The organism is Arthrobacter sp. 01N442, from assembly GCF_056399345.1.
Window position 1 is genome coordinate 314247 of record NZ_JBFTRD010000001.1, and the last position, 21049, is coordinate 335295.

The 21049-nt window shown below is 69.5% G+C and carries 18 protein-coding genes; 13 read left to right on the forward strand and 5 right to left on the reverse strand.

Annotation, left to right across the window (positions count from 1 at the left end; translation table 11 throughout):
- Window positions 1-158: 158 nt before the first annotated feature.
- Together AC1DNC_RS01400 and AC1DNC_RS01405 are read right to left on the reverse strand one after the other, a co-directional pair.
- The gene (locus AC1DNC_RS01400) at window positions 159-1475 is read right to left on the reverse strand and encodes an erythromycin esterase family protein (protein ID WP_476860778.1); all 1317 of its coding nucleotides are present in this window, start codon (window positions 1473-1475) and stop codon (window positions 159-161) included.
- Entirely contained in the window at window positions 1472-2854 is a 1383-nt protein-coding gene (locus AC1DNC_RS01405; protein WP_476860779.1) for an MBL fold metallo-hydrolase RNA specificity domain-containing protein, read from the reverse strand. The genes AC1DNC_RS01400 and AC1DNC_RS01405 overlap by 4 nt, the downstream gene beginning before the upstream one ends.
- A gap of 213 nt (window positions 2855-3067) precedes the next feature.
- Between AC1DNC_RS01405 and AC1DNC_RS01410 the strand changes: the two genes are divergently transcribed.
- Entirely contained in the window at window positions 3068-4822 is a 1755-nt protein-coding gene (locus AC1DNC_RS01410) for a long-chain-fatty-acid--CoA ligase (RefSeq protein WP_476860780.1), read from the forward strand.
- Window positions 4823-5213: 391 nt separating this feature from the next.
- The gene (locus AC1DNC_RS01415) at window positions 5214-7571 is read left to right on the forward strand and encodes an FdhF/YdeP family oxidoreductase (protein ID WP_476860781.1); all 2358 of its coding nucleotides are present in this window, start codon (window positions 5214-5216) and stop codon (window positions 7569-7571) included.
- 124 nt (window positions 7572-7695) lie between these two features.
- On the opposite strand, the gene AC1DNC_RS01420 is transcribed toward AC1DNC_RS01415, so the two are convergent.
- Window positions 7696-8013, reverse strand: a complete 318-nt coding sequence (locus tag AC1DNC_RS01420; protein WP_476860782.1) for a DUF6457 domain-containing protein — start codon at window positions 8011-8013, stop codon at window positions 7696-7698.
- A 168-nt stretch (window positions 8014-8181) separates the two neighbouring features.
- Window positions 8182-9162 carry a LysR family transcriptional regulator gene (locus AC1DNC_RS01425; protein ID WP_476860960.1) on the reverse strand — a complete coding sequence of 327 codons (981 nt, stop codon included), beginning with the start codon at window positions 9160-9162 and terminating at the stop codon, window positions 8182-8184.
- 119 nt (window positions 9163-9281) lie between these two features.
- On the opposite strand from AC1DNC_RS01425, the gene AC1DNC_RS01430 reads away from it, so the two are divergent.
- Genes AC1DNC_RS01430 through AC1DNC_RS01470 form a run of 9 tightly spaced genes read left to right on the forward strand, consistent with a single transcriptional unit; the run spans window position 9282 to window position 18916 of the window.
- On the forward strand, window positions 9282-10184 hold the full coding sequence (locus AC1DNC_RS01430; protein WP_476860783.1) for an FAD binding domain-containing protein: 903 nt from the start codon (window positions 9282-9284) through the stop codon (window positions 10182-10184).
- A gap of 5 nt (window positions 10185-10189) precedes the next feature.
- On the forward strand, window positions 10190-10753 hold the full coding sequence (locus tag AC1DNC_RS01435; protein ID WP_476860784.1) for a (2Fe-2S)-binding protein: 564 nt from the start codon (window positions 10190-10192) through the stop codon (window positions 10751-10753).
- On the forward strand, window positions 10750-13143 hold the full coding sequence (locus AC1DNC_RS01440) for an aerobic carbon-monoxide dehydrogenase large subunit (RefSeq protein ID WP_476860785.1): 2394 nt from the start codon (window positions 10750-10752) through the stop codon (window positions 13141-13143). Before AC1DNC_RS01435 ends, AC1DNC_RS01440 begins: the two co-directional genes overlap by 4 nt.
- A gap of 1 nt (window position 13144) precedes the next feature.
- Complete coding sequence (locus AC1DNC_RS01445; protein ID WP_476860786.1) at window positions 13145-14095, forward strand: XdhC family protein; 951 nt, start codon at window positions 13145-13147, stop codon at window positions 14093-14095.
- Window positions 14079-14708: a nucleotidyltransferase family protein gene (locus AC1DNC_RS01450; protein WP_476860787.1), complete on the forward strand. Its 630-nt coding sequence runs from the start codon at window positions 14079-14081 to the stop codon at window positions 14706-14708. Before AC1DNC_RS01445 ends, AC1DNC_RS01450 begins: the two co-directional genes overlap by 17 nt.
- Window positions 14705-15628 carry an AAA family ATPase gene (locus AC1DNC_RS01455; protein WP_476860788.1) on the forward strand — a complete coding sequence of 308 codons (924 nt, stop codon included), beginning with the start codon at window positions 14705-14707 and terminating at the stop codon, window positions 15626-15628. Before AC1DNC_RS01450 ends, AC1DNC_RS01455 begins: the two co-directional genes overlap by 4 nt.
- Window positions 15621-16979, forward strand: coding sequence for a vWA domain-containing protein (locus tag AC1DNC_RS01460; RefSeq protein WP_476860789.1), 1359 nt, complete (start codon window positions 15621-15623; stop codon window positions 16977-16979). Before AC1DNC_RS01455 ends, AC1DNC_RS01460 begins: the two co-directional genes overlap by 8 nt.
- Window positions 16979-17761 carry an SRPBCC family protein gene (locus AC1DNC_RS01465; protein WP_476860790.1) on the forward strand — a complete coding sequence of 261 codons (783 nt, stop codon included), beginning with the start codon at window positions 16979-16981 and terminating at the stop codon, window positions 17759-17761. Before AC1DNC_RS01460 ends, AC1DNC_RS01465 begins: the two co-directional genes overlap by 1 nt.
- A 9-nt stretch (window positions 17762-17770) precedes the next feature.
- Window positions 17771-18916 (forward strand): XdhC family protein, encoded by a 1146-nt coding sequence (locus AC1DNC_RS01470; RefSeq protein WP_476860791.1) that lies wholly within the window; start codon window positions 17771-17773, stop codon window positions 18914-18916.
- 18 nt (window positions 18917-18934) lie between these two features.
- Here the strand turns inward: AC1DNC_RS01470 and AC1DNC_RS01475 are convergent, their stop codons facing one another.
- The gene (locus AC1DNC_RS01475) at window positions 18935-19480 is read right to left on the reverse strand and encodes an NAD(P)H-dependent oxidoreductase (RefSeq protein WP_476860792.1); all 546 of its coding nucleotides are present in this window, start codon (window positions 19478-19480) and stop codon (window positions 18935-18937) included.
- Window positions 19481-19664: 184 nt separating this feature from the next.
- Between AC1DNC_RS01475 and AC1DNC_RS01480 the strand changes: the two genes are divergently transcribed.
- The gene (locus tag AC1DNC_RS01480) at window positions 19665-20285 is read left to right on the forward strand and encodes an L-threonylcarbamoyladenylate synthase (protein WP_476860793.1); all 621 of its coding nucleotides are present in this window, start codon (window positions 19665-19667) and stop codon (window positions 20283-20285) included.
- A gap of 72 nt (window positions 20286-20357) precedes the next feature.
- Complete coding sequence (locus tag AC1DNC_RS01485) at window positions 20358-21035, forward strand: hypothetical protein (protein WP_476860794.1); 678 nt, start codon at window positions 20358-20360, stop codon at window positions 21033-21035.
- Window positions 21036-21049 lie beyond the last annotated feature (14 nt).

A 21049-nucleotide genomic window follows, 5' to 3' on the forward strand; every position in this document is an offset into this window, starting at 1 on the left:
CACCCTTCTGTGACCACTGCTGAGACCGCTGCATAGGCCGTTGCTTAGCGGCCGCTGCACCTTGGCATGACTCGCCGGCAGCCCCGGGGCTCTGCCGACAATTCAGTGTGACCCGGCCCCCGGCGCCCGGTTAGGGCCTTAAGCCCCACAACATCCGCCTAGAAGCCGGTCGGTTCGGTCTCGAATTCGGGCTCCCGGGGCGGCCCCTCGTGGTGCACCGGGCGCAGCGCGTCGGTGTGCTCAAGCCAGATCAGTGCGTCGTAGCGCTCCCCCATCCGGGTCGGGACGTAGTTCCCTTGCTCCCGTTCCGGGTGGTAGACCACGCCGATCGCGCGGTGGCCCAGCCAGGTCGCAAGCCATGGTCCGGTCCGGTCGTCGCCGAACTCCAGCACCGCGGGCACGCCCAGGGCCTCGTGCAGGAAATCCTCGTGGCTGCCCGGTCGCGCCGGGGGCACGGGCATGATCCGCTCCGGCGTCCCCCAGGAGTCGGCGGCGATGACCGCACCGCGGTGCGCGGCGAAGCCCACGAGCAGGACACCGTCGAGGGCGTGCCGCTCCCGCAGCAGCTGGCCGACGTTGACCAGGCCGTCCTGCGCCATGTCCGTGGCACGCGCATCGCCCACGTGGGTGTTGTGCTCCCAGATGATGCCCTTGGAGGCTGCGCCCAGGTGCCTGCTCAACCGGTCAATGGTGTCTGCCATGTGGTGGTCCCGGACGTTCCAGGACTGTCGGTCGCCGCGGACCATGATCCGGTAGTAGTGTTCGGCGTTCGCGGCGACCTCGGCGTTTTGGACGGCGTCGAACGCTTCCTCATCGTGGTCTCCCGGGGTGAACACGCGGCTCCGTACTTCGCTGAGCAGTGCCACGACGTCGGCCTCGCAGGAGTTGGGGACCAGCCGGGTGCTCCACGCGTACTGGTGCGGGTCCTCGTGGTGCGGCAGGAAGCACTGCCAGGCGCGCATCGCGGCGGGAACGGCGTCGGGCAGGTGCTCCTCGAGCCAGGCGATGATCTCGCGCAGCGAGTCCCAGAGCGAGTACACGTCCAGGCCGTAAAACCCGACCCGTTCGGGCAGCGGGCGGCGCGAGTTCCAGGTGCGCAGCCAGTCCAGGAAGCCGGCCACTTCCTCGTTCGCCCACATCCAGGTGGGCCAGCGCTGGAAACCGGCGAGGAGCGCATGGACGCCCTGGTCCTGCCCGTGCTGTCCGCGCACCCACTGGTTGATCCGCCAGCAGTCGGGCCAATCCCCTTCCACGCCGATCCAGGTGTAACCCTGCTCCTCGATCAGCCGGCGGCTAAGCGTGGCCCGCCAGGTGTAGAACTCGTGGGTGCCGTGCGAGGCTTCCCCGATCGCCGTGAACCGGCACCCGGCGGCCCGCCGCACCAGCCCGTCAAGGTCCCGTTCGGTGCGGAGGGGACGCGCAAGGGAATGGATCTCGCCCAGGACGGACGACTTGGTGACGCTGCCCGGGTTCACCGCGGGTCCCCAATCTCGATCCGCTCCAGGTGCTCCGGGACCCTGGCCCGCCACCCCAGTTCGCGTTTGATCCGGACCCGCAGCGCGTCCGAGGAGTCGGGCTCGCCGTGCGTGATGTACGTCATCCGCGGCTCCTGCGGCGCGGCCCGCATCCAGTTGATCAGCCCGTCTGTGTCGGCGTGCGCGGACAGGTTCTCCATCTGGATGACTTCGGCCCGGATCTTGACGTCCTCGCCGTAGATCCGGACCTCGCGCTCGCCCGCGGCCAGCGCCGCGCCGCGGGTGCCCCCGGCCTGGTAGCCGCTGAGAATGAGGGCGTTCTTGGGGTCCGGGCCGTAGGCCGCGAGGTGGTGCAGGATCCTGCCGCCGGTGAGCATCCCGCTGGCGGAGATGATGATCATTGGCCCGCCGCGCAAGTTCAGCAGCTTGGAGTCGTCCACGCTGCGGGTGAGCTTGGCGAGGCTGTACATGTTCTTGTATTCGTCCCGGGTGAGCCGGTGTTCCTCGGGGTGCCGCTGATACATGTCGGAGGCGTCGATCGCCATCGGGCTGTTGAGGTACACCGGAATGTCCGGGATGGCGTTCCTGCGCCGGAGCCGGGACAGGTACAGCATGAGCGTCTCGGCCCGTCCGACGGCGAACGCGGCAAACATCACCACCCCGCCGCGTTTGGCGACGCGCGTGATGATCTCCCCAAGCTGCTGCTCCGGATCCAGCGTGGAGTGCTTGCGGTTGCCGTAGGTGGACTCCGTGACAAGCACGTCGACGGCGCCCAGCGGTCGCGGCGGGAACATGAACGGATCATCGGAGCGGCCTAGGTCGCCGGTGAAGTGCACCGACTGGGAGCCGAACCTGACGTGCACCTGCGCCGCGCCCAGGATGTGACCGGCAGGCACGAAGGTCATTTCCATAACGCCGCCAAGATCCAGCGGATCGTCGAAGTCGCGGATCTTGAAGCTGTTCAGCGACTTGACCGCATCCGCTGTGGTGTACAGCGGCAGCGCCGGGCTGTGCCGGGTGGAGCCGCGGTGCGTCGCGTAACGCGCCTCCTCCTCCTGCAGGTAGCCGCTGTCCGGCAGGATCAGCTTGCAGAGCTCGGTGGTCCCGTCGGTGGCATAGACCGGCCCGGCGAAGCCGTCCCGAACCAGCGCCGGGACGTAGCCGGTGTGGTCCAGGTGCGCGTGCGTGAGGACGACGGCGTCGATCGAGCGGGGCGGCACCGGGAACGGCAGGCGGTTGCGTTCGCGGCTGCGCTTGTAGCCCTGGAACAGCCCGCAGTCGACCAGAACCCGGCGGCCGCCGGCTTCGAGCATGTAGCGGGAGCCGGTCACGGTGTCAGTTGCACCGAAAAACCGGAGGGTCGGCTGCTCGTGTTTCATGGTGCTTCCGTTCCCGAGTCCGTCAACCCCACCTTCCGCGCAATCCCGGCCCCCACCTAGGGCCGAAAGTCACGAGCACCCGGCGGCTGGGAGCCACGGCTGGTCCGGCCTGCCTGAGCCGCCCCGGTAGGCTTTTTCCGGCAGGCTCTCCGGGCAGGCCTTCGGGCGGGGAACACAAACCGGACTCCGCCAACCCAGTGGCAAGGACTACGCATGAACAAGAAACCGCTCCCAGCTGCCCCGGTTCCCGGCCTGCCCTGGGCGGACCGTCCGTGGACCAGGCACTACAGCCCGGGCGTACCCGCCGACCTCAAGCTCCCCAAGGGTTCCCTCGTGGACCTGATGGAGGCCTCCGTCCGGCGCTTCGGAGCCAAGACGGCGCTCGAGTTCTTCGGGGCGACCACCAGCTACCGGGAACTCGGGACGCAGATCAGCCGGGCGGCCGCCGGGCTGAAGAAACTCGGTGTGAAGGCCGGTGACCGGGTTGCCCTGGTCCTGCCGAACTGCCCGCAGCACGTGATCGCCTTCCACGCGGCGCTGCGGCTCGGCGCCGTCGTGGTGGAGCACAACCCGCTCTACACGGACCGTGAACTGCGCCACCAGTTCGAGGACCATGGCGCCGCCGTCGCCATCGTCTGGGACAAGGCGGTGGACCGGGTGCTGCAGCTGCCGGCCGACGTTGGGCTGCGCAGCGTCGTCTCTGTCGGGCTGATCCCCGCGATGCCGCTGGCCAAGCGGCTCGCGCTGCGGCTGCCGCTCCCGGCGGCCCGCAAGGCACGGGCCGGCCTGGCCGCCGGCAAACCCGCGCCCCGGGTGCACAACGGCGTGCGGCGCTCTGTCCTGCCGTGGCACGACCTCCTCAAGGCCGGCGAGCTCAAGAAGCGGCACCCGCGCCCCGCACCGGAGGACCTCGCGGTGCTGCAGTACACCAGCGGCACCACCGGTGAACCGAAGGGCGCCATGCTCACGCACGCGAACCTCCAGGCAAACGCCGCCCAGGGGCGGGCTTGGGTCCCCGGCCTCAAGGACGGGCGCGAAACCGTGTACGCGGTGCTGCCCATGTTCCACGCCTACGGACTGACCCTGTGCATGACCTTTGCGCTGAGCATTGGCGCGCGGCTGGTGCTCTTCCCCAAGTTCGACGTCGACCTGGTGCTCAAGGCGTACCGGAAGTCCCCGGCCACCTTCCTGCCCGCCGTCCCGCCGATCTATGAACGGATCGCGGCCGGAGCGGCACGGCAGGGCATCAGCCTCAAGGGAATCCGGTTCTCTATTTCCGGGGCGATGAACCTGCCGGTGGCGACCGTGGAGACGTGGGAAAAGGCTACCGGCGGCTACCTGATCGAAGGGTACGGGCTGACCGAGACCTCGCCGATCTCGATCGGCAACCCGTTCGGCCCGAGCCGCAAGCCGGGCACGGTGGGAGTCCCGTTCCCGCTCACCGACATCCGCGTGGTGGACCCGCAGAACGTCCGGATCGACCGCGCCCCGGGCGAGGCGGGCGAGCTGCTGATCCGCGGCCCCCAAGTTTTCGCCGGGTATTGGAACCGGCCCCAGGAGACAGAGGAGGCCCTGCTGGAGGGCGGCTGGTTCCGCACCGGCGACATCGTCTCGGTGGATAAGGACCACTTCGTCACTATCCGGGACCGGATCAAGGAACTGATCATCACCGGCGGCTTCAACGTCTCACCGACCGAGGTGGAGGACGTCCTCGCCGAGTTCCCCGGCGTCGCGGAGGTCTCCGTGGTTGGGCTGCCCAGGCCCGGCGGCGGGGAGGACGTGGTGGCCGCCGTCGTGCCCGCCGCGGGGAGCCGCCTCGACACGGGGGCACTCCTGCACTTCGCGCGCGGGCACCTGGCGGCCTACAAGGTTCCCCGGCGCGTTGAGATACTGGACGTTCTGCCGCGCTCGCTGATCGGCAAGGTCCTGCGCCGGGAGATCCGGGACAGGCTGGTGGCCGGCCGTTAGGGCGGGTACTTCCCGGCGGGAAGTACCCGCCGGCGGCGGAGGCGGCCCAGCTGCCGGGTCGCTGGGAACCCGGCAGCCAGCGGTCCCATCTCAGGCGTCCTGGTCGCGGCCCCTGGCAGTTGTGCCGCGGCGGACGGTGGCGGTCGGTGACCGGCCGTTGTCCCCCGGACGCTGATGGTGGCACCAGAATGCGGGGACGTCCTTGGAAAAAGCTGGGACCACGACGTCGCGGCGCTTGCGTGAGCTACCGACGGGCCGCCGCCCGTCCCTCGACGCAGATCCCTCGCGGCGCTCCGGGCCTGCTGGTAGGCCCGGTACAGGCCGAAAGGTAGTGTGCTTGAGTAGAGGTGCGCCAGCCTGAACGGGCGGCGTCTGCAGAAGGGAAGTTGACGTGACTCGTAAGGCTCCGCGCATTGAGGAAACTGAGGAAAAGGACCTGGAGGTCGGCGACGGGCCGAAGCACTGGGCCGCCGGGGTCCCGGGTGTCTACCATTCCATGAAGCCTGCCGTTGAGCAGATGGGTCTGAACCGCACGCGCAAGACGGTCATGAAGATGAACCAGAAGGACGGCTTCGACTGCCCGAGCTGCGCGTGGCCGGATCCGCATCACCGCAAGGCCTTCGAATTCTGCGAAAACGGCGCCAAGGCCGTCACCTGGGAAGCGACTCCGGTGGTCATCCCGACGTCGTTCTGGGCGGAGCACTCGGTGAGTGAACTGCGCAACCGCTCGGACTACTGGCTTGGCATGCAGGGCCGGCTCACCGAACCGGTTTATAAGCCCAGCGGCGAAGACCACTACAAGCCGATTAGCTGGGATGAGGCCATCCGGATCATCACCGAGAAGCTCAAGGGCCTGGACTCCCCGGACGAGGCCTCCTTCTACACCAGCGGCCGCACCTCCAACGAGGCAGCTTTCCTCTACCAGCTGCTGGTCCGCGGTTACGGCACCAACAACCTGCCGGACTGCTCGAACATGTGCCATGAATCGTCCGGCTGGGCGATGGGCCAGACAATCGGCATCGGCAAGGCCACGGTCAACTTCGACGACTACGCCGACGCGGACTTGATCATCATCATGGGCCAGAACCCGGGCACCAACCACCCGCGCATGCTCACCGAACTGGAGAACTGCAAGCACAACGGCGGCGAGATCGTCGCCGTCAACCCGCTCCCCGAGGCGGGCCTGCACCGGTACAAGAACCCGCAGAAGGTCAAGGGCATCATCGGCCGCGGCACCTCCATCGCCGACCAGTTCATGCACATCCGGATCGGCGGGGACATGGCCCTGCTGCAGGCCGTCTCCAAGCGCGTGCTCGACGCCGAGGCGAAGAACCCCGGCACCGTCCTGGACCACGCCTTCCTCGCCGAGCACTGCGAAGGGCTCGAGGAGCTCAAGGAACACCTGGCCCTCCTCGACGAGCAGGCAGTGCTGGAAGCCACCGGCCTGCGCCCCGAGGAAATCGACGAACTCGCCGCCCGCTACCTGAAGGCCGACAAGGTCATCATCACCTGGGCCATGGGGGTCACGCAGCAGAAGAAGGGCGTGGCCACCATCAAGGAGATCATCAACCTGCTCCTGCTCCGCGGCAACATGGGCAAGCCCGGCGCTGGCGCCTCCCCGATCCGCGGCCATTCCAATGTTCAGGGCGACCGCACCATGGGCATCTGGGAGCAGATGCCGCAGTCCTTCATGGAAGCCCTCGGCGAGGAATTCGACTTCGAACCGCCCCGCGAGCACGGCGTGGACGCCGTCGAGACCATCAACAAGATGCAGGACGGCGAGATCAAGGTGTTCATGGCGATGGGCGGCAACTTTGTCGGCGCCATTTCCGACACCAACGCCGCCGAGGCGGCCGTGGCCGGGACGGAGATGTCCATCCAGGTCTCCACCAAGCTCAACCGCTCGCACGTGGTGACCGGCGCGGAAGCCCTGATCCTCCCCACCATGGGCCGGTCCGAGATCGACATCCAGGAATCCGGCGAGCAGTTCGTCTCCGTGGAGGACACGGTGTGCGCCGTGCACCCCTCGTGGGGCAGCGTGGAGCCCGTCTCGCACCACCTGCTTTCCGAACCGGCGATCCTCAGCCGCCTCGGCAAAGCCCTCGTGGGCGACAAGATCAAGGCGGACTGGGACGGCTACGAGAAGAACTACGACCTGATCCGGGACCACATCTCGCGGGTCGTCGGCGGCTGCAAGGACTACAACACCCGGATCCGCCAGGAAGGCGGCTTCATCCTCGAGAACGGCCCCCGGGACTCCCGCACCTTCCCGACGCCGACCGGCAAGGCCGTGCTCACCGTGAACGAGCTCGAGCACGTGGAGCGGCCGGAGGGCACCCTGATCCTGCAGACCATGCGGTCCCACGACCAGTTCAACACCACCATCTACGGCCATAACGACCGCTACCGCGGGATCAAGAAGGGCCGCCACGTGGTGTTCGTGAATCCGGAGGACCTGAACGAGCTGGGCCTGGCCGACGGGCTTTTCGTGGACATCCACGGGCAGTACCAGGACGGCATCGAGCGGGTGCTGCGCAAGTTCCGCGTCGTCTCCTACCCGACCGCCCGCGGTTGCGCCGCCGCGTACTACCCGGAGGCCAACGTGCTGGTGCCGCTGAACCACACGGCGGAGGGCAGCAACACGCCGATCTCGAAGGCCGTCATCGTCCGGCTCGAGCCGAGCCTTGACCAGACCCCGGACAGCCCGTCCCGGCTGCACATGGCCCCGGGCGTCATGGCGCCGGCCTAAGCGGGGGCAGGCCTAAGCGGGCGCCGGCTTTACCGGGCGCCCCCGACACGCAGAAAGGCCGAGTCCCCCGACTGGGGGACGCGGCCTTCCTACGTTTGGTGCTGCTCCGGAGCTGCCCGGCTTGCTACTGGGCCCGCTTGGCCCAGCCCTTCTCGTCCGGGCCGCCGGACTCGCCGTGCTCGCATAGTTCGATGACCTTGTTGGACGCGGCGTGCACCGCCTCCTGGGTGCTCTTCCGGCCGTTGGTGGATGCCGTACCCGCGGCGTAGCCGACGATGAAGGCGCTGACGGCGTCTGCGTGCGGCCCGACTGCCTTGACGGATTCTTCCGCGACTTCCACGAGCTTCTCGTGGTCGACTTCCAGGTCAAGGATCTGCAGGGCCTGGATCAGGCGGGCGCTCCAGTGCCGCAGCGCGCTGTCTTCTTCTCGGGGCAAGGTCATCTGCTACTCCTCATGCTCGGGTGCTCGGGTCAATCGGCTGTCCCTCAAGGGGTAGCACCGAATCCGGCCAAGGTGCAACGCGACACAGCCTGTACCGCCAAGTCACCGGTCCTCCGATCCTCAGCTCCTCCGATCCTCAGCTCCCCCGACCATCAGCTCCCCCGGCCATCAACTCCACAGGGCAACGTGGAACTTCGAGCCGCGGCGCTCCAGCCCGCGCGAGCCGCCGCGGGCAACCATCGCCGCCGTGGCATCGGCGGTGCCGACGAAGCGCTGCAGGGTCTGGGCCATGCTGGTGGTCCTGTGCTGGTCCAGCGTGCTGGCCCACCACAGGCCGGGCACCGGGGTTCCGGCGACGGGCAGGCGCACCAGCGTGCCGTCGGCGACCTCGGCCTGGACGATGTGGCCCAGGGCCAGCATGGTTCCCTCCCCCGCCCGTGCGGCGGCCAGGGCCTCCGTCTCGCTGCTGAGCCTGATGATCTCCGGGACGACGCCCAGCGAGGCGAGCCAGCGGCCCTCCTCCGCGGTCTCCAGGATGCCCGCGGGACCGGTAAACCAGGGCCTGCCCAGCAGCCGCTCCACGGCGAGCGGGCCGTGCACCCGCCCCAGCGGGTCGGACGGGGCCGCCACGAACACCCGCTGGTAGCGGAGGAACGGAACAGAGTAGAGGCCCGGGACGGGTGCGGAGCTCCCGGGGTGCCCCGGCGGCCTGGCCCCCAGGGCGATGTCATAGGCACGCTCCAACAGAAGCCCGGCCAGGTCGTCGGCCGCCTCGGCGACGACATCCACCGAGGCGCCCGGGACCCGCTTGGTGAACAGGTCCAGCAACCGCCCGGCGGCGTGCTCGGCAAACGGCGCGGTGGCCGCAATTCTCAGCCGTCCGGCGTCGTTCTTGGCGTTGCCGACCTCCCAGCGGGCCTGGTCCGCGAGCCCGACAATATCCTGCGCGTAGTCCGCCAAGGCCCGGCCGCCGGGTGTCAGGGTAATCCCGCCCGAGGCCCGCACGAACAAGGGATCCCCCAGGTCCTGCCGGAGCGCCGCGAGGGCCGCGGAAACGGCGGGCTCGCTGACGCCCAGGGCCGCTGCGGCCGCGTGAAGGGAACCGAGGCGTGCCACCAGCGCGAACGTCCGCAACTGGCTCAACGTCATCGACACGGCTTCATAACCTTTCGCTTATGACGATGTTGACACCCTCCTTGGGGCGGGGCAAGACTGACGCTAAATCGGCGCCGCGCGACGATGCCTGCGCCCTGGAGTGAGGTGGGACTATGCAGATTCCGGCTCCATTCGACTATGTTCGGGCCACCACGGTGGAGAACGCCCTTGAACTTCTGGCACGCCACGGCCCCGAGTCCCGGGTGATTGCCGGCGGCCACAGCCTGCTGCCGATGATGAAGCTCCGGCTGTCGCGGCCCGAATGGCTGATCGACATCAACGACCTCTTCGAGCTTGACTTCATCCTGCGCGACGGCGCGGAGCTGCGCATCGGCGCCCTGACCCGCCACTCCACACTGCTCGAATCGGACGAAATTGCCGGGCTGTTCCCGATCGTCCGGGACGCGGAGCTGGTGATCGCCGACCCGGTGGTCCGCAACCGCGGCACCATCGGCGGTTCGCTGTGCCAGGCCGACCCGGCCGAGGATCTCTCCACGGTGTGCGCCGTCCTCAGCGCCGCGGCCGCGGTCCGCGGCCCCGCCGGCGAGCGCGTCCTGTCCATGCCGGACTTCCACCGCGGCCCGTACCAGACGGCCGTCGGCCCGGACGAGCTGCTGTGCGAAGTCCGCATCCCCATCAAGGCCCGCTCCGGCAGCGCCTACGAGAAGGTGGAGCGGCGCGTGGGCGACTGGGCCGTGGGGGCCGCCGGGGCGTCCGTGACGCTCGCGGAGGACGGCAGCATTGCCGAGGCCGCCGTCGGGCTCACCGCACTGGGCCTGGACCACACGGTTGAGGAAGCCGCCGGGCTGTTGCGCGGCAAGCACCCCTCCGAGGAACTGTTCGCCGACGCCGGCCGACTCGCCGCCGAGGCCTGCGACCCGGTGGCGGACCAGCGCGGACCGGTCGACTACAAACGGCACCTCGCCGACGAACTCACCCGGCGCGTCCTGCGGCGCGCCTGCGCCCGGGCCGCCGGGCAACCCGAGCAGCCGGTCAACCAGCAACAGGAAGGCTGAAGCGCATGCAGATCAGCATGACCGTGAACGGCAACGAAGTAACGTCCGAGATTGAACCGCGCGTGCTCCTGGTCCACTACATCCGCGAGGTGCTCGGACTGACTGGCACCCACTGGGGCTGCGACACCAGCAACTGCGGAACCTGCGTGGTCCTGATGGACGGCCAGCCCGTGAAGTCCTGCACCGTCCTGGCGGCGATGGCCGCCGGACACGACATCCGGACAGTCGAGGGACTCGCCGCCGGGACCACGCTGGACCCGGTGCAACAGGGCTTCATGGAGGAGCACGGGCTGCAGTGCGGCTTCTGCACGCCGGGCATGATGCTCACAGCCCGCGCCCTGCTGGACAAGAACCCGCACCCGGACGAGGGCGAGATCCGCCAGGCCATCTCCGGCCAGATCTGCCGGTGCACGGGCTACGCGACGATCGTCCGCTCGGTGCAGTGGGCTGCGGCCCATCCGGCGGACGGGGCCGACCTGGGCGAAGGAGCCGACGAGGTCCTCGACGGGACCGACACCGTTGTGGCGGACGTCGCCACGGAAACCGAAGACGCAGAGGTGAAGGCATGACCGTCATCCATGAGCGGGAGAACAACCCCGCCGCCGGCGACGCGGACCGTCCGATCGGCTACGGCCGCATCCAGCGCAAGGAAGACCCCCGCTTCGTCCGCGGCAAGGGCCACTACATCGACGACCTCGTCCTGCCCGGCATGCTGCACGGCGCGATCCTGCGTGCCCCGGTGGCGCACGCCCGGCTGGTGTCGATCGACACCACCAACGCCCTGGCGCACCCCAAGGTCCTCGCCGTCATCACCGGCAAGGACCTCGAGGGCCTCAAGCTGGCCTGGGCTCCCACGCTCTCCGCCGACGTGCAGGCGGTTCTCGTGACGGACAAGGTCCGGTTCCAGGGGCAGGAGGTCGCGTTTGTCGTGGCCGAGGACCGTTACGCCGCCCGGGACGCGCTGGAGCTGATCGACGTCGAATACGACATGCTGCCGCCACTGGTCGATGCGCGCAGGGCACTCGACGCCGACGCCCCGCTCATCAGGGACGAAATCGAGGGCCGGACGGACAACAAGATCTTCGATTGGGAGATGGGGGACGCGGCCGAGACCGACGCCGTGTTCGCGGGCGCGGACGTCGTGGTCAGCCAGGAGATGGTGTACCCCCGAGTGCACCCGGCTCCGATGGAGACCTGCGGCGCCGTGGCCGACTTCGACGCCGTCAACGGCAAGCTGACCCTGTACGAGACGACGCAGGCCCCGCACGCGCACCGGACGCTGTTCGCGATCGTGGCCGGCATCCCGGAACACAAGATCCGGATCGTCTCCCCCGACATTGGCGGCGGTTTCGGCAACAAGGTCGGCATCTACCCCGGCTACATCCTCGCGGTGGTCGGCTCCATCGTCACCGGCAAACCGGTCAAGTGGGTGGAGGACCGCTCGGAGAACCTGATGTCCACCTCCTTCGCCCGCGACTACATCATGCAGGGCGAGATCGCCGCGACGAAGGACGGCAAGATCCTGGCCCTGCGCACCAACGTGCTGGCCGACCACGGCGCCTTCAACGCCACCGCCCAGCCCACCAAAAACCCGGCCGGCTTCTTCTCCATCTTCACCGGCAGCTACGACCTGCAGGCCGCCCACTGCAAGGTCACCGGCGTCTACACCAACAAGGCACCCGGCGGCGTGGCCTACGCCTGCTCCTTCCGGGTCACCGAAGCCGTGTACCTCGTGGAGCGGATGGTGGACGTCCTGGCCCGGAAGCTGGAAATGGACCCGGCGGAGCTCAGGCTGAAGAACTTCATCAAACCCGAGCAGTTCCCCTACGCGAACAAGACCGGATGGGTCTACGACTCCGGCAACTACGAGGCGGCGATGCGCAAATCCATGCAGCTGGCCGGCTACGAGGAGCTGCGGCGCGAACAACAGGAGAAACGCGCCAGGGGCGAACTGATGGGCATCGGCATTTCCTTCTTCACCGAGGTTGTCGGCGCCGGGCCGCGCAAGCACTTCGACATCGTCGGCCTGGGCATGGCCGACGGCGCCGAGCTGCGGGTGCACCCCACCGGCAAGGCCGTCGTGCGGCTGTCCGTGCAAAGCCAGGGGCAGGGCCACGAGACCACTTTCGCCCAGATCGTCGCGGAGGAACTCGGCATCCCGCCGGAGAACATCGACGTCGTCCACGGCGACACGGACCAGACACCGTTCGGCCTCGGCACCTACGGGAGCCGCTCGACGCCGGTCAGCGGCGGCGCCGTGGCGCTGGTGGCGCGCAAGGTGCGGGAGAAAGCGAAACTGATCGCCGCGGCCATGCTGGAGACCCGCCCCGAAGACCTGGAATGGGAGAAGGGCCGCTGGTTCGTCAAGGGCGACCCCACAGCCGGGAAGACCATCGAGGACATCGCCATGGCGGCCCACGGCACCATGACCCTGCCCGAAGGCGTCGACGGCAACCTGGATGCGGAGGTCACCTACGACCCGCCCAACCTGACCTTCCCGTTCGGCGCCTACATCTGCGTGGTCGACGTCGACCCTGGCACCGGCCACGTCAAGGTGCGGCGGTTCATCGCGGTGGACGACTGCGGGACCCGGATCAACCCGATGATCATCGAAGGCCAGGTGCACGGCGGCCTGACCGACGGGGTCGGGATGGCCCTGATGGAGATCATCGAGTTCGACCCGGACGGCAACAACCTGGGCGGCTCGTTCATGGACTACCTCATCCCCACGGCCATGGAGGTCCCGGACTGGGAGACCGGCTTCACGGTCACACCGTCCCCGCACCACCCCATCGGCGCCAAGGGGATCGGCGAATCCGCCACGGTCGGCTCACCGCCGGCGATCGTGAACGCCGTGGTCGACGCGCTGGCGCCATTCGGCGTCGTGCACATGGACATGCCGTGCACGCCGGCCCGGGTCTGGGCCGCCATGCAGGGCCGGGCAACGCCGCCGATCTGAGATGACCACCGCCGCAGACTCCATCTCCGCCCGGGCCGGCGAACTCGCCGCCCGCCGCGAGCCGTTCGTGCACGCCACGGTGGTCCGCGCCCAGCATCCCACCAGCGCCCGCGCCGGGGACACCGCCCTGGTGCTGCCCGGCGGGGACATCCAGGGCTTCGTGGGCGGGAACTGCGTCGAGTCCTCGGTCCGGGAATACGGCCTGCAGGTGCTCGCCTCCGGGGAACCCCTGTTGCTGCGCGTGCTGCCCGGCGAACCGTCCAGGCACGCGGAGGACGGCGCCGTGGAGGTGTCCAACCCGTGCCTGAGCGGCGGAGCGATCGAAATCTTCCTCCAGCCGCGCCTCCCCGCGCCCCGGGTCGTGGTGGTGGGGACGACGCCGGTGGCCCAGGCGCTCGCGGCGCTGGGGGCCGGTGTGGGGTTCGACGTCGAACTCGCCGACGGCGGTTCCGCGGAACCCCGCGCGGGCGACGCCGCCCTGATCGTCGCCTCGCACGGCAAGGCCGAGGAGGGTGCCCTCGAGGCCGCGCTGCGTGCCGGAGTCCCCTACGTCGCCCTGGTCGCGAGCGAAACCCGGGGCGCCGCCGTGCTGGACTCGCTCGAGGTCGACGATGTGCTGCGCTCGCGGGTATACACCCCCGCGGGCCTGCAGCTGGGCGCGCGCACCCCCGGGGAAATCGCCGTGTCCATCCTCGCCCAGCTGGTGCAGGAACGGGCCGCGGCCCGGGCGCACGCCCAGGACGCTGCCCAGAACAGCGCGCAAGCCGGAGGGGTTCCTGCGCCGTCGACGCCGCAGCCGGAAACCGCGGTGGACCCGGTGTGCGGCATGTCGGTCCCGGCGGTCGAATCGTCACTGCAGCTCGAGCACAACGGTGTCACCGTCTACTTCTGCTCGCCCGGCTGCCGCGCGGCCTTCCGCAAGGATCCGGAGCGCTATGCCCTCAGCACCTGATTCGACCCTCCCGGCAGGCACCGCGGCCGTCATCCTGGCGGCCGGCGGGTCGGCGCGCCTGGGCCGGCCCAAGCAGCTGCTGCCCTACGGCGACGGCGTGCTGCTGGATGCCGTGCTCGCGACGGCCCGGCGCTGCGGGTTCGCGCAGACCGTGCTGGCGCTCGGCGGATCCGCAGAGGAAGTCCTCGGTGCGGTGGACACCACGGGCTGCGAGGTGGCGCTCAACCCGGACTACGGCCAGGGATGTTCGTCCTCGATCGCCGCCGCGATGGGAGTGCTGCGGCCGGACACCGAGGCGGTGGTCCTGCTGCTGGGCGACCAGCCCGGCGTCCGGACGGAGAGCGTGGCGCCGCTGCTGCGGGCGCTGGGCCGGTCCGACGGCCCGTTGGCCGCCGTGTGCCGCTACGACGACGGCGTGGGCCATCCCCTCGCGTTCAGCCGGCGGCTGCTGCCGGAGCTGGCCTCGTTGCACGGGGACAAGGCCGTGTGGAAGCTGCTGGAGCAGCGGGCGGACGACGTCGTCGAGGTTCCCACGCCGGGCCTCATCCCCCTCGACGTCGACACCGAAGAGGACTACCGGCGGGTGCTGGCCGAGCTGCAGGGGGCCGGATGAACACGGCAGCCCGGCACGGCGCGGAGGACGAGGTGCAGCGGAGGATCCCCGACGTCGCCTCGCTGATGGCGGCCCTGGACCAGCACGACTACCTGGCTGACACCGGGCTGGCCACCGCGCTGTTCCTGGCGGTGCGGCTGCCGCAGCCCATCCTGCTCGAGGGCGAGGCCGGCGTGGGCAAGACGGAGGCAGCCAAGACGCTGGCGCTGCTGCTGGACACCCCGCTGTACCGGCTGCAGTGCTACGAGGGTATCGACGCGGGAGAAGCGCTTTACGAGTGGAACCACCAGCGCCAGCTGCTGGGGATCCGGCTGGCCGAGGCGCGCGATGCCGAGGTCGGCGAGGCTGAACTGTTCGGTCCTCAATACCTCCTGCGCCGGCCGCTGCTGCAGGCCATCGAACACCCGGGGCCGCGTCCGGCCGTGCTGCTGCTGGACGAGATTGACCGCGCCGACGCCGAGTTCGAGGCGTTCACCTTTGAGTTGCTGGCAGAGGCCTCGGTCACTATCCCCGAGCTGGGCACCATCCGCGCCACGCATCCGCCCATCGTCGTGCTGACCTCCAACCGCACCCGTGACCTGCACGACGCGCTGACCCGCCGCTGCCTGTACCACTGGATCGATTACCCGGGCCCGGCCCGGATTGCCGAGATTGTGCGCCGCCGGGTGCCCGCCAGCAGCGGCCCGCTGGCGTTGCAGGCCGCAGCGGTGATCACTCGGCTGCGCAGCCTGGACCTGGCGAAGCCGCCTGGCATCTCCGAGGCCATCGACTGGGTGTCCGCGCTCGCGGTGCTGGGCATCGAGCGGATCGACGCCGCGACGGCCGAACGGACCCTGGGTTCGATCGTGAAGAACCGCGACGACTTGGAACTGGTGGGCTCCCGCGGCGCGGCCTGGCTGGTGGACGGCACCGATGACTGACCCGACGCCAAAATTCCCGCAGGCGGCCACGGCTGAGACGCTAACTGCCGGGCCGCCGACTGCCGGGCCGCCGACTGCCGGGCCGCCGTTCGTCGAGGCTGCTTCCCTGGCCGCGTCCTTCATCACGGCCCTGCGCGGCGCGGGAGTCACGTGCTCGCCGGACCGGGCGGCCAGGCTGGCGGTGGCGCTGCGGCTTGTCCCGCCGACGTATCTGGAGCGGCTGTACTGGACCCTGCGGGTGGTGCTGGTCTCCAGCCGTGAGCAGTTACCGGTGTTCGACGCCGTGTTTGACGCCGTTTTCCGGGGCGGCTTCGACCCCGCCGCCGCGCTGGAGCGCCACGCCGGCCAACCCGTCCCTGTCCCGGCGGCGCCGCCGGCGGACGGCGCCCGGCCCAAGGCCGCCGCCGGCACCGGACGCGAGACCGAGCACCGCTACACAGCCGGGCGGCAGCACCCCGCCGTGGCTTCGGTCCAGGACGACGCCGGAGACCGGCGCGGACCCGAGCGCGAGGCGGTGCTGGCGATGGCCTCCACCGAAGAGCACCTGCACGCGATGAACTTTGCCGAGCTCACCGACGCGGAAGCCGCCGAGATCCGCCGCCTGGCCGGCCGGATCCTGCTTTCGACGCCCGTGCGCTTGAGCCGGCGTACACGCAAGTCGGTGCACAGTAGCGCGCGCCTGGACATCCGGGCCACCGTGCGGGCGGCCCGGCGCTCCGGCTATGACTCCCCCAGGCTCCTTTACGCCCGGCGCCGCCAACTCAGGCGCAAGCTGGTGCTGCTGTGCGATGTCTCCGCGTCGATGGAAGCCTATTCCCGGATCTTCCTCGCGCTGCTGCAGGGAGCAGTCACGACCGCTGGGGCCGAGGCCTTCGTCTTCTCCACCAGGCTGACACGCCTGACCCGGCAACTGGCCCAGCGCGATCCCGACCTGGCACTTGCCCGCGCAGCCGCCACCGCGCCGGACTGGGCCAGCGGCACCAGGATCGCCGCGTGCCTCCGGGACTTCGTCGACGAACACGGCCGCCGCGGCCTAGCGCGCGGAGCCGTGGTGGTGGTTTTCTCCGACGGCTGGGCGCAGGAGGATCCGGAGCAGATCGCGGCCCAGATGGCGAGATTGCGCAGGCTCGCGCACCGGGTGGTCTGGGTGAACCCGCGGAAGGCGGCGCCGCACTACCAGCCGCTGGCCGGCGGCATTGCCGCCGCACTGCCCTACTGCGACGCGTTCGTCAGCGGGCACAGTTATGTGGCACTGGCGGAGCTGGCTGCGGCCATCCGCGGCGACGGCCCGGCCGGTCCGGAAGGACATGCAGTGGGAAGACAAGGGATCGAAAGTCAAGGGAGCAGCTAATGCAGATCGACAGCAGTTTCTCGGTGGTCGCACCGATCGGCAAGGTCTGGGACACGCTGATGGATTTCGAACGGGTGGCCGGCTGCCTTCCGGGTGCCCAGATCCTGAACAAGCTCTCCGACGACGCCTACCAGGTGGGCATGACGGTGAAGCTGGGCCCGGTGAACATGCAGTACAAGGGGCTGCTGAACGTCCGGGAGCGGAACGCCACCGAGCACCGGGCCGTTCTGGGCGGGAAGGCGCAGGAGACCCGCGGCCAGGGCACAGCGGAAGCCAAGGTCACGCTGGCCCTGGCGGAGGAGGGAACCACGACCCGCGGAACCGTCAGTGCCGACCTGGCGCTTTCCGGCAAGGCAGCCGCCATGGGCAAGAGCGTGATCGGCAGCGTTACCGAACAAATGATGGGACTCTTCGCCAGCAACCTGCAGGCCATGCTTGCCGAGCCGGGGGCAGCCGCGGCCCAGGGCCCGGCCGAGGCCCCTGCCGAGGCCCCTGCCGAGCCCGCACCTCCGGCGGCCACCCCACCGGCAATGACCCCACCCGCTGCCCCTGTGCCAGCTGCCGCAGCCCAACCGCCCGCAGCCCCCATACCGCCAGTGACGCCAGCGACGCCAGCGCCGTCGGGCAGTCTCGACGCCTTCAGCCTGGCGAAGGGCATTGCCGCCGACCAGCTCTCCAGCCCCGGCAAGGTCGCGGGCCTGCTCGCCGCAGTGGCGTGCCTGGCGTACTGGGCGGGCCGGCGCTCGGCCTTCCGGATGCTCCGGCTCTGCGGAAGGCTCTAGGAGAAGCCCATGCGGGACGTGCTGGGGGCCATCTTGCCGGACTGGCGGCTGGGCAGGACTGCGGGCCTGGCCACGGTGGTGAACACGTTCAAGTCCGCCCCGCGGCTTCCGGGCGCGTCGATGCTGGTCACCGCCGGCGGCGAGGCCGTCGGGTCGGTGTCGGGCGGCTGCGTGGAGGGCGCGGTGTATGAGCTGGCCACCCAGGTCAAGGACGACGGCGTCCCGGTGCTGGTGCGGTACGGAATCAGCGACGACGACGCCTTCGCCGTCGGCCTCACTTGCGGCGGCATCATCGACATCTTCGTGGAGCCGGTCTCCCAACAGCGCTTCGCCGAGCTCGACGGCGTGCGGCAGGACATCGGCGACGAAAAGCGGGTGGGCGTCGCCACGGTGATCGAACACCCGGACAGCAACTGGCTCGGACGGCACCTGGTGGTGCGGCCGGACGGCTTCGAGGGCAACCTGGGCTCCGAACGCGCCAACCTCGCCGTCGGCGACGACTGTCAGGGCTACTTGGCCGCGGGCCGGACCGGCATCCTGAACTACGGCCCGGACGGGGAACGGCTCGACAGTGGAATGCGCATCTTTTTCACCAGCTACGCCCCGCCGCCGCGGATGCTCGTCTTCGGGGCCATCGACTTCGCCTCCGCGCTGGCAAGGCTGGGAACCTTCCTGGGCTACCGGGTGACGGTGTGCGACGCACGCCCCGTCTTCGCCACCCCGGCCCGGTTTCCCGAGGCCGCCGAGGTGATCAGCGAGTGGCCGCACCGCTATCTTGCCCGGCAGCAGGAGCAGGGACTGGTGGACGAACGGACCGTCATCTGCGTGCTCACCCACGACCCGAAATTCGATATTCCGCTGCTGGAGGTGGCCCTGCGCGGCAGCCCGGTGGCCTTCATCGGGGCGATGGGCTCGCGGCGCACCCATGAGGACAGGATCCGGCGGCTGCGCGAGGCGGGACTGGGCGGGACCGAGCTGGCCCGGCTGCACAGCCCGGTCGGCTTGGACCTTGGCGCGCGCACCCCGGAAGAGACAGCGGTGTCCATCGCCGCGGAAATCATCGCCAAGCAGTGGAGTGGCAGCGGCGAGCCGCTACACCGGCTGGACGAGCGGATCCACCACGACGAGCAAAACCACGATCAGCAGCACGCCTAGCGGCTTCCCGGCCTTCGGTCAGCGTGCGGCGGCAGGAACGGCCGAGAGCAGCTCCCGGAAGCGTGCGGCGTGTGCCGCCAATTCGTCCGGCGTCACCCGTGGGGCCGAATGCCGGACCAGGGGTTCTGCCATTTCCAGCCCGCAGAGGTGCGCGGTGGCCTCCAGCGGACGCAGCAGCTCGGCCATGGTGAAGCGGTTGTGCCCCGCCGGCGTGTAGGAGGATTCGGGGCCGCCGGTTGAGATGACCAGTTGCAGCCGCTTGCCGTGCAGGGCGGTTCCGCCGGCGCCGTAGGCGAAACCATAGCTGAGGACCTGGTCCATCCACTCTTTCAGCACACCGGGCACGGAGTACCAGTGCCAAGGGAACAGCAGGACGATGGTGTCATGCTCGAGCAGGAGCTCCTGCTCCCTGGCGGCGTCCACGCGCCGGTCCGGGTAGGCGGAGGCGAGGTCCCGGACGGTCACGCCGTCGAGGTCCCTGACGGCGGCGGCAAGCCGCGCGGTGATCCGGGATGCTGCCAGGTCGGGGTGGGCAACGACGACGAGGGTGCGGTGTGTGGTCATGGGAGCTTTGTGCTTCTTTCAGGATTCCTGGCCGGGCGCAGCGGCGCGCCGGGCTGCCCTAGACAGGATTGTCTATGTCGGGAACGAAGCTACCAGACAGAATTGTCTGTACACAAATGGCGGGCGCCACTGCTGGTCGGGCATGTGGCGCCGCGGGGCCCGGCCGCGGGCGTAAGCTCGTGCCATGGCGAGATATTTCGATGTGCACCCCGACAACCCGCAGCCGCGAGCCATTACGCAGGTGGTGGAGATGATCAAGTCCGGCGGCCTGATCGCCTACCCGACCGACTCCTGCTACGCCCTCGGCGCGCAGCTCGGCAACCGGGACGCGCTGGACAGGATCCGGGCCATCCGGCACCTGGATGACAAGCACCACTTCACGCTGGTCTGCAAGGACTTCGCCCAGCTCGGCCAGTTCGTCCAGATCGACAATGACGTGTTCCGCAGCATCAAGGCAGTGACGCCGGGCAGCTACACTTTCATCCTGCCGGCCACAAAGGAAGTGCCGAAGCGGCTGCTGCACCCGAAGAAGAAAACGGTGGGCGTACGCATCCCGGACAACAAGGTCGTCCAGGCCTTGCTGGCCGAACTCGGCGAACCGCTGCTTTCCAGCACGCTGCTGCTTCCGGACGAAGAAGAGCCGCTGACCCAGGGCTGGGAAATCAAGGAACGGCTGGACCACGTGGTGGACGCCGTCATCGACTCCGGCGACTGCGGGGCAGAGCCGACCACGGTCATCGATTTCTCCAGCGGCGTTGCCGAGGTCACCCGCCACGGCATGGGAGACCCGTCCCGCTTCGAATAGCGCTGCGGATAGCCGTCGGGCTGGCCGGGCGGGTCCTTGCAGCGACACCCCCGGCCCCCTATTGTTCGGATCATGACCGCGCCCGGGGGAAACGCACGTTATCGAAAACGCACGACGCCGACACTGTTGTCTATCGCATGCCTCGCCTTTGGGGCGGTGACGATTGGGGCGGTGACGGCGGGCTGCGGCTCGGCTCCGCCCGCGGAGCCGGCTGGCACGCCAACCCTGACCAAGCCGCCGGCAGCCTCGGCAGCGGCCGTGACGGGCGCCGGGCTGTCGCCAGGTCAGACCCTTGCGCCCGCCCCGCCGGTTCCGCCCGCCCCCGCCGGCCGCGGCGCGGATCAGTGCCTGCAGCAGGCCGGGGACGCCGCAGCCAACGGACCCCTTCGGTGCGAATACTTCACTTCCGGCTCCCTGATGCCCGCATCCGTGCCCGCAGGTCCTGGCCTGAGCTCCGGTGACTATGCCGTCAGGTTTGGCAGCGTGGGCGGCCATCCGTTGATGACGGTGCGGATCCGCTGCGCGTCCTACGCGGTCGGAGTGAGTGTTGCCGGCGGCACCATCACACCGGATCCGGGCACGTTCGAAAGCTTCGTCGGCGCGTGCCCATTCCCCTGGGACGGGGAACAACAGCGGATGAAGCAGTACCTTCAGGCGCCGCTTCAGTTTGCCCGCCGGGACAGTGGCATCGTGCTGCACAACCAGGAGTGGGGAGTTACCCTATTCCGAACCCCCTACGGGGCCGCCTAATTGACTCCGGCATT

Excerpts from the sequence above, each read along its gene's own strand:
- AC1DNC_RS01405 (WP_476860779.1), bottom strand. The coding sequence starts at position 2,854 with ATGAAACACGAGCAGCCGACCCTCCGGTTTTTCGGTGCAACTGACACC.
- AC1DNC_RS01410 (WP_476860780.1), top strand. The coding sequence starts at position 3,068 with ATGAACAAGAAACCGCTCCCAGCTGCCCCGGTTCCCGGCCTGCCCTGG.
- AC1DNC_RS01420 (WP_476860782.1), bottom strand. The coding sequence starts at position 8,013 with ATGACCTTGCCCCGAGAAGAAGACAGCGCGCTGCGGCACTGGAGCGCC.
- AC1DNC_RS01425 (WP_476860960.1), bottom strand. The coding sequence starts at position 9,162 with ATGACGTTGAGCCAGTTGCGGACGTTCGCGCTGGTGGCACGCCTCGGT.
- AC1DNC_RS01430 (WP_476860783.1), top strand. The coding sequence starts at position 9,282 with ATGCAGATTCCGGCTCCATTCGACTATGTTCGGGCCACCACGGTGGAG.
- AC1DNC_RS01435 (WP_476860784.1), top strand. The coding sequence starts at position 10,190 with ATGCAGATCAGCATGACCGTGAACGGCAACGAAGTAACGTCCGAGATT.
- AC1DNC_RS01440 (WP_476860785.1), top strand. The coding sequence starts at position 10,750 with ATGACCGTCATCCATGAGCGGGAGAACAACCCCGCCGCCGGCGACGCG.
- AC1DNC_RS01445 (WP_476860786.1), top strand. The coding sequence starts at position 13,145 with ATGACCACCGCCGCAGACTCCATCTCCGCCCGGGCCGGCGAACTCGCC.
- AC1DNC_RS01450 (WP_476860787.1), top strand. The coding sequence starts at position 14,079 with ATGCCCTCAGCACCTGATTCGACCCTCCCGGCAGGCACCGCGGCCGTC.
- AC1DNC_RS01455 (WP_476860788.1), top strand. The coding sequence starts at position 14,705 with ATGAACACGGCAGCCCGGCACGGCGCGGAGGACGAGGTGCAGCGGAGG.
- AC1DNC_RS01460 (WP_476860789.1), top strand. The coding sequence starts at position 15,621 with ATGACTGACCCGACGCCAAAATTCCCGCAGGCGGCCACGGCTGAGACG.
- AC1DNC_RS01465 (WP_476860790.1), top strand. The coding sequence starts at position 16,979 with ATGCAGATCGACAGCAGTTTCTCGGTGGTCGCACCGATCGGCAAGGTC.
- AC1DNC_RS01470 (WP_476860791.1), top strand. The coding sequence starts at position 17,771 with ATGCGGGACGTGCTGGGGGCCATCTTGCCGGACTGGCGGCTGGGCAGG.
- AC1DNC_RS01475 (WP_476860792.1), bottom strand. The coding sequence starts at position 19,480 with ATGACCACACACCGCACCCTCGTCGTCGTTGCCCACCCCGACCTGGCA.
- AC1DNC_RS01480 (WP_476860793.1), top strand. The coding sequence starts at position 19,665 with ATGGCGAGATATTTCGATGTGCACCCCGACAACCCGCAGCCGCGAGCC.
- AC1DNC_RS01485 (WP_476860794.1), top strand. The coding sequence starts at position 20,358 with ATGACCGCGCCCGGGGGAAACGCACGTTATCGAAAACGCACGACGCCG.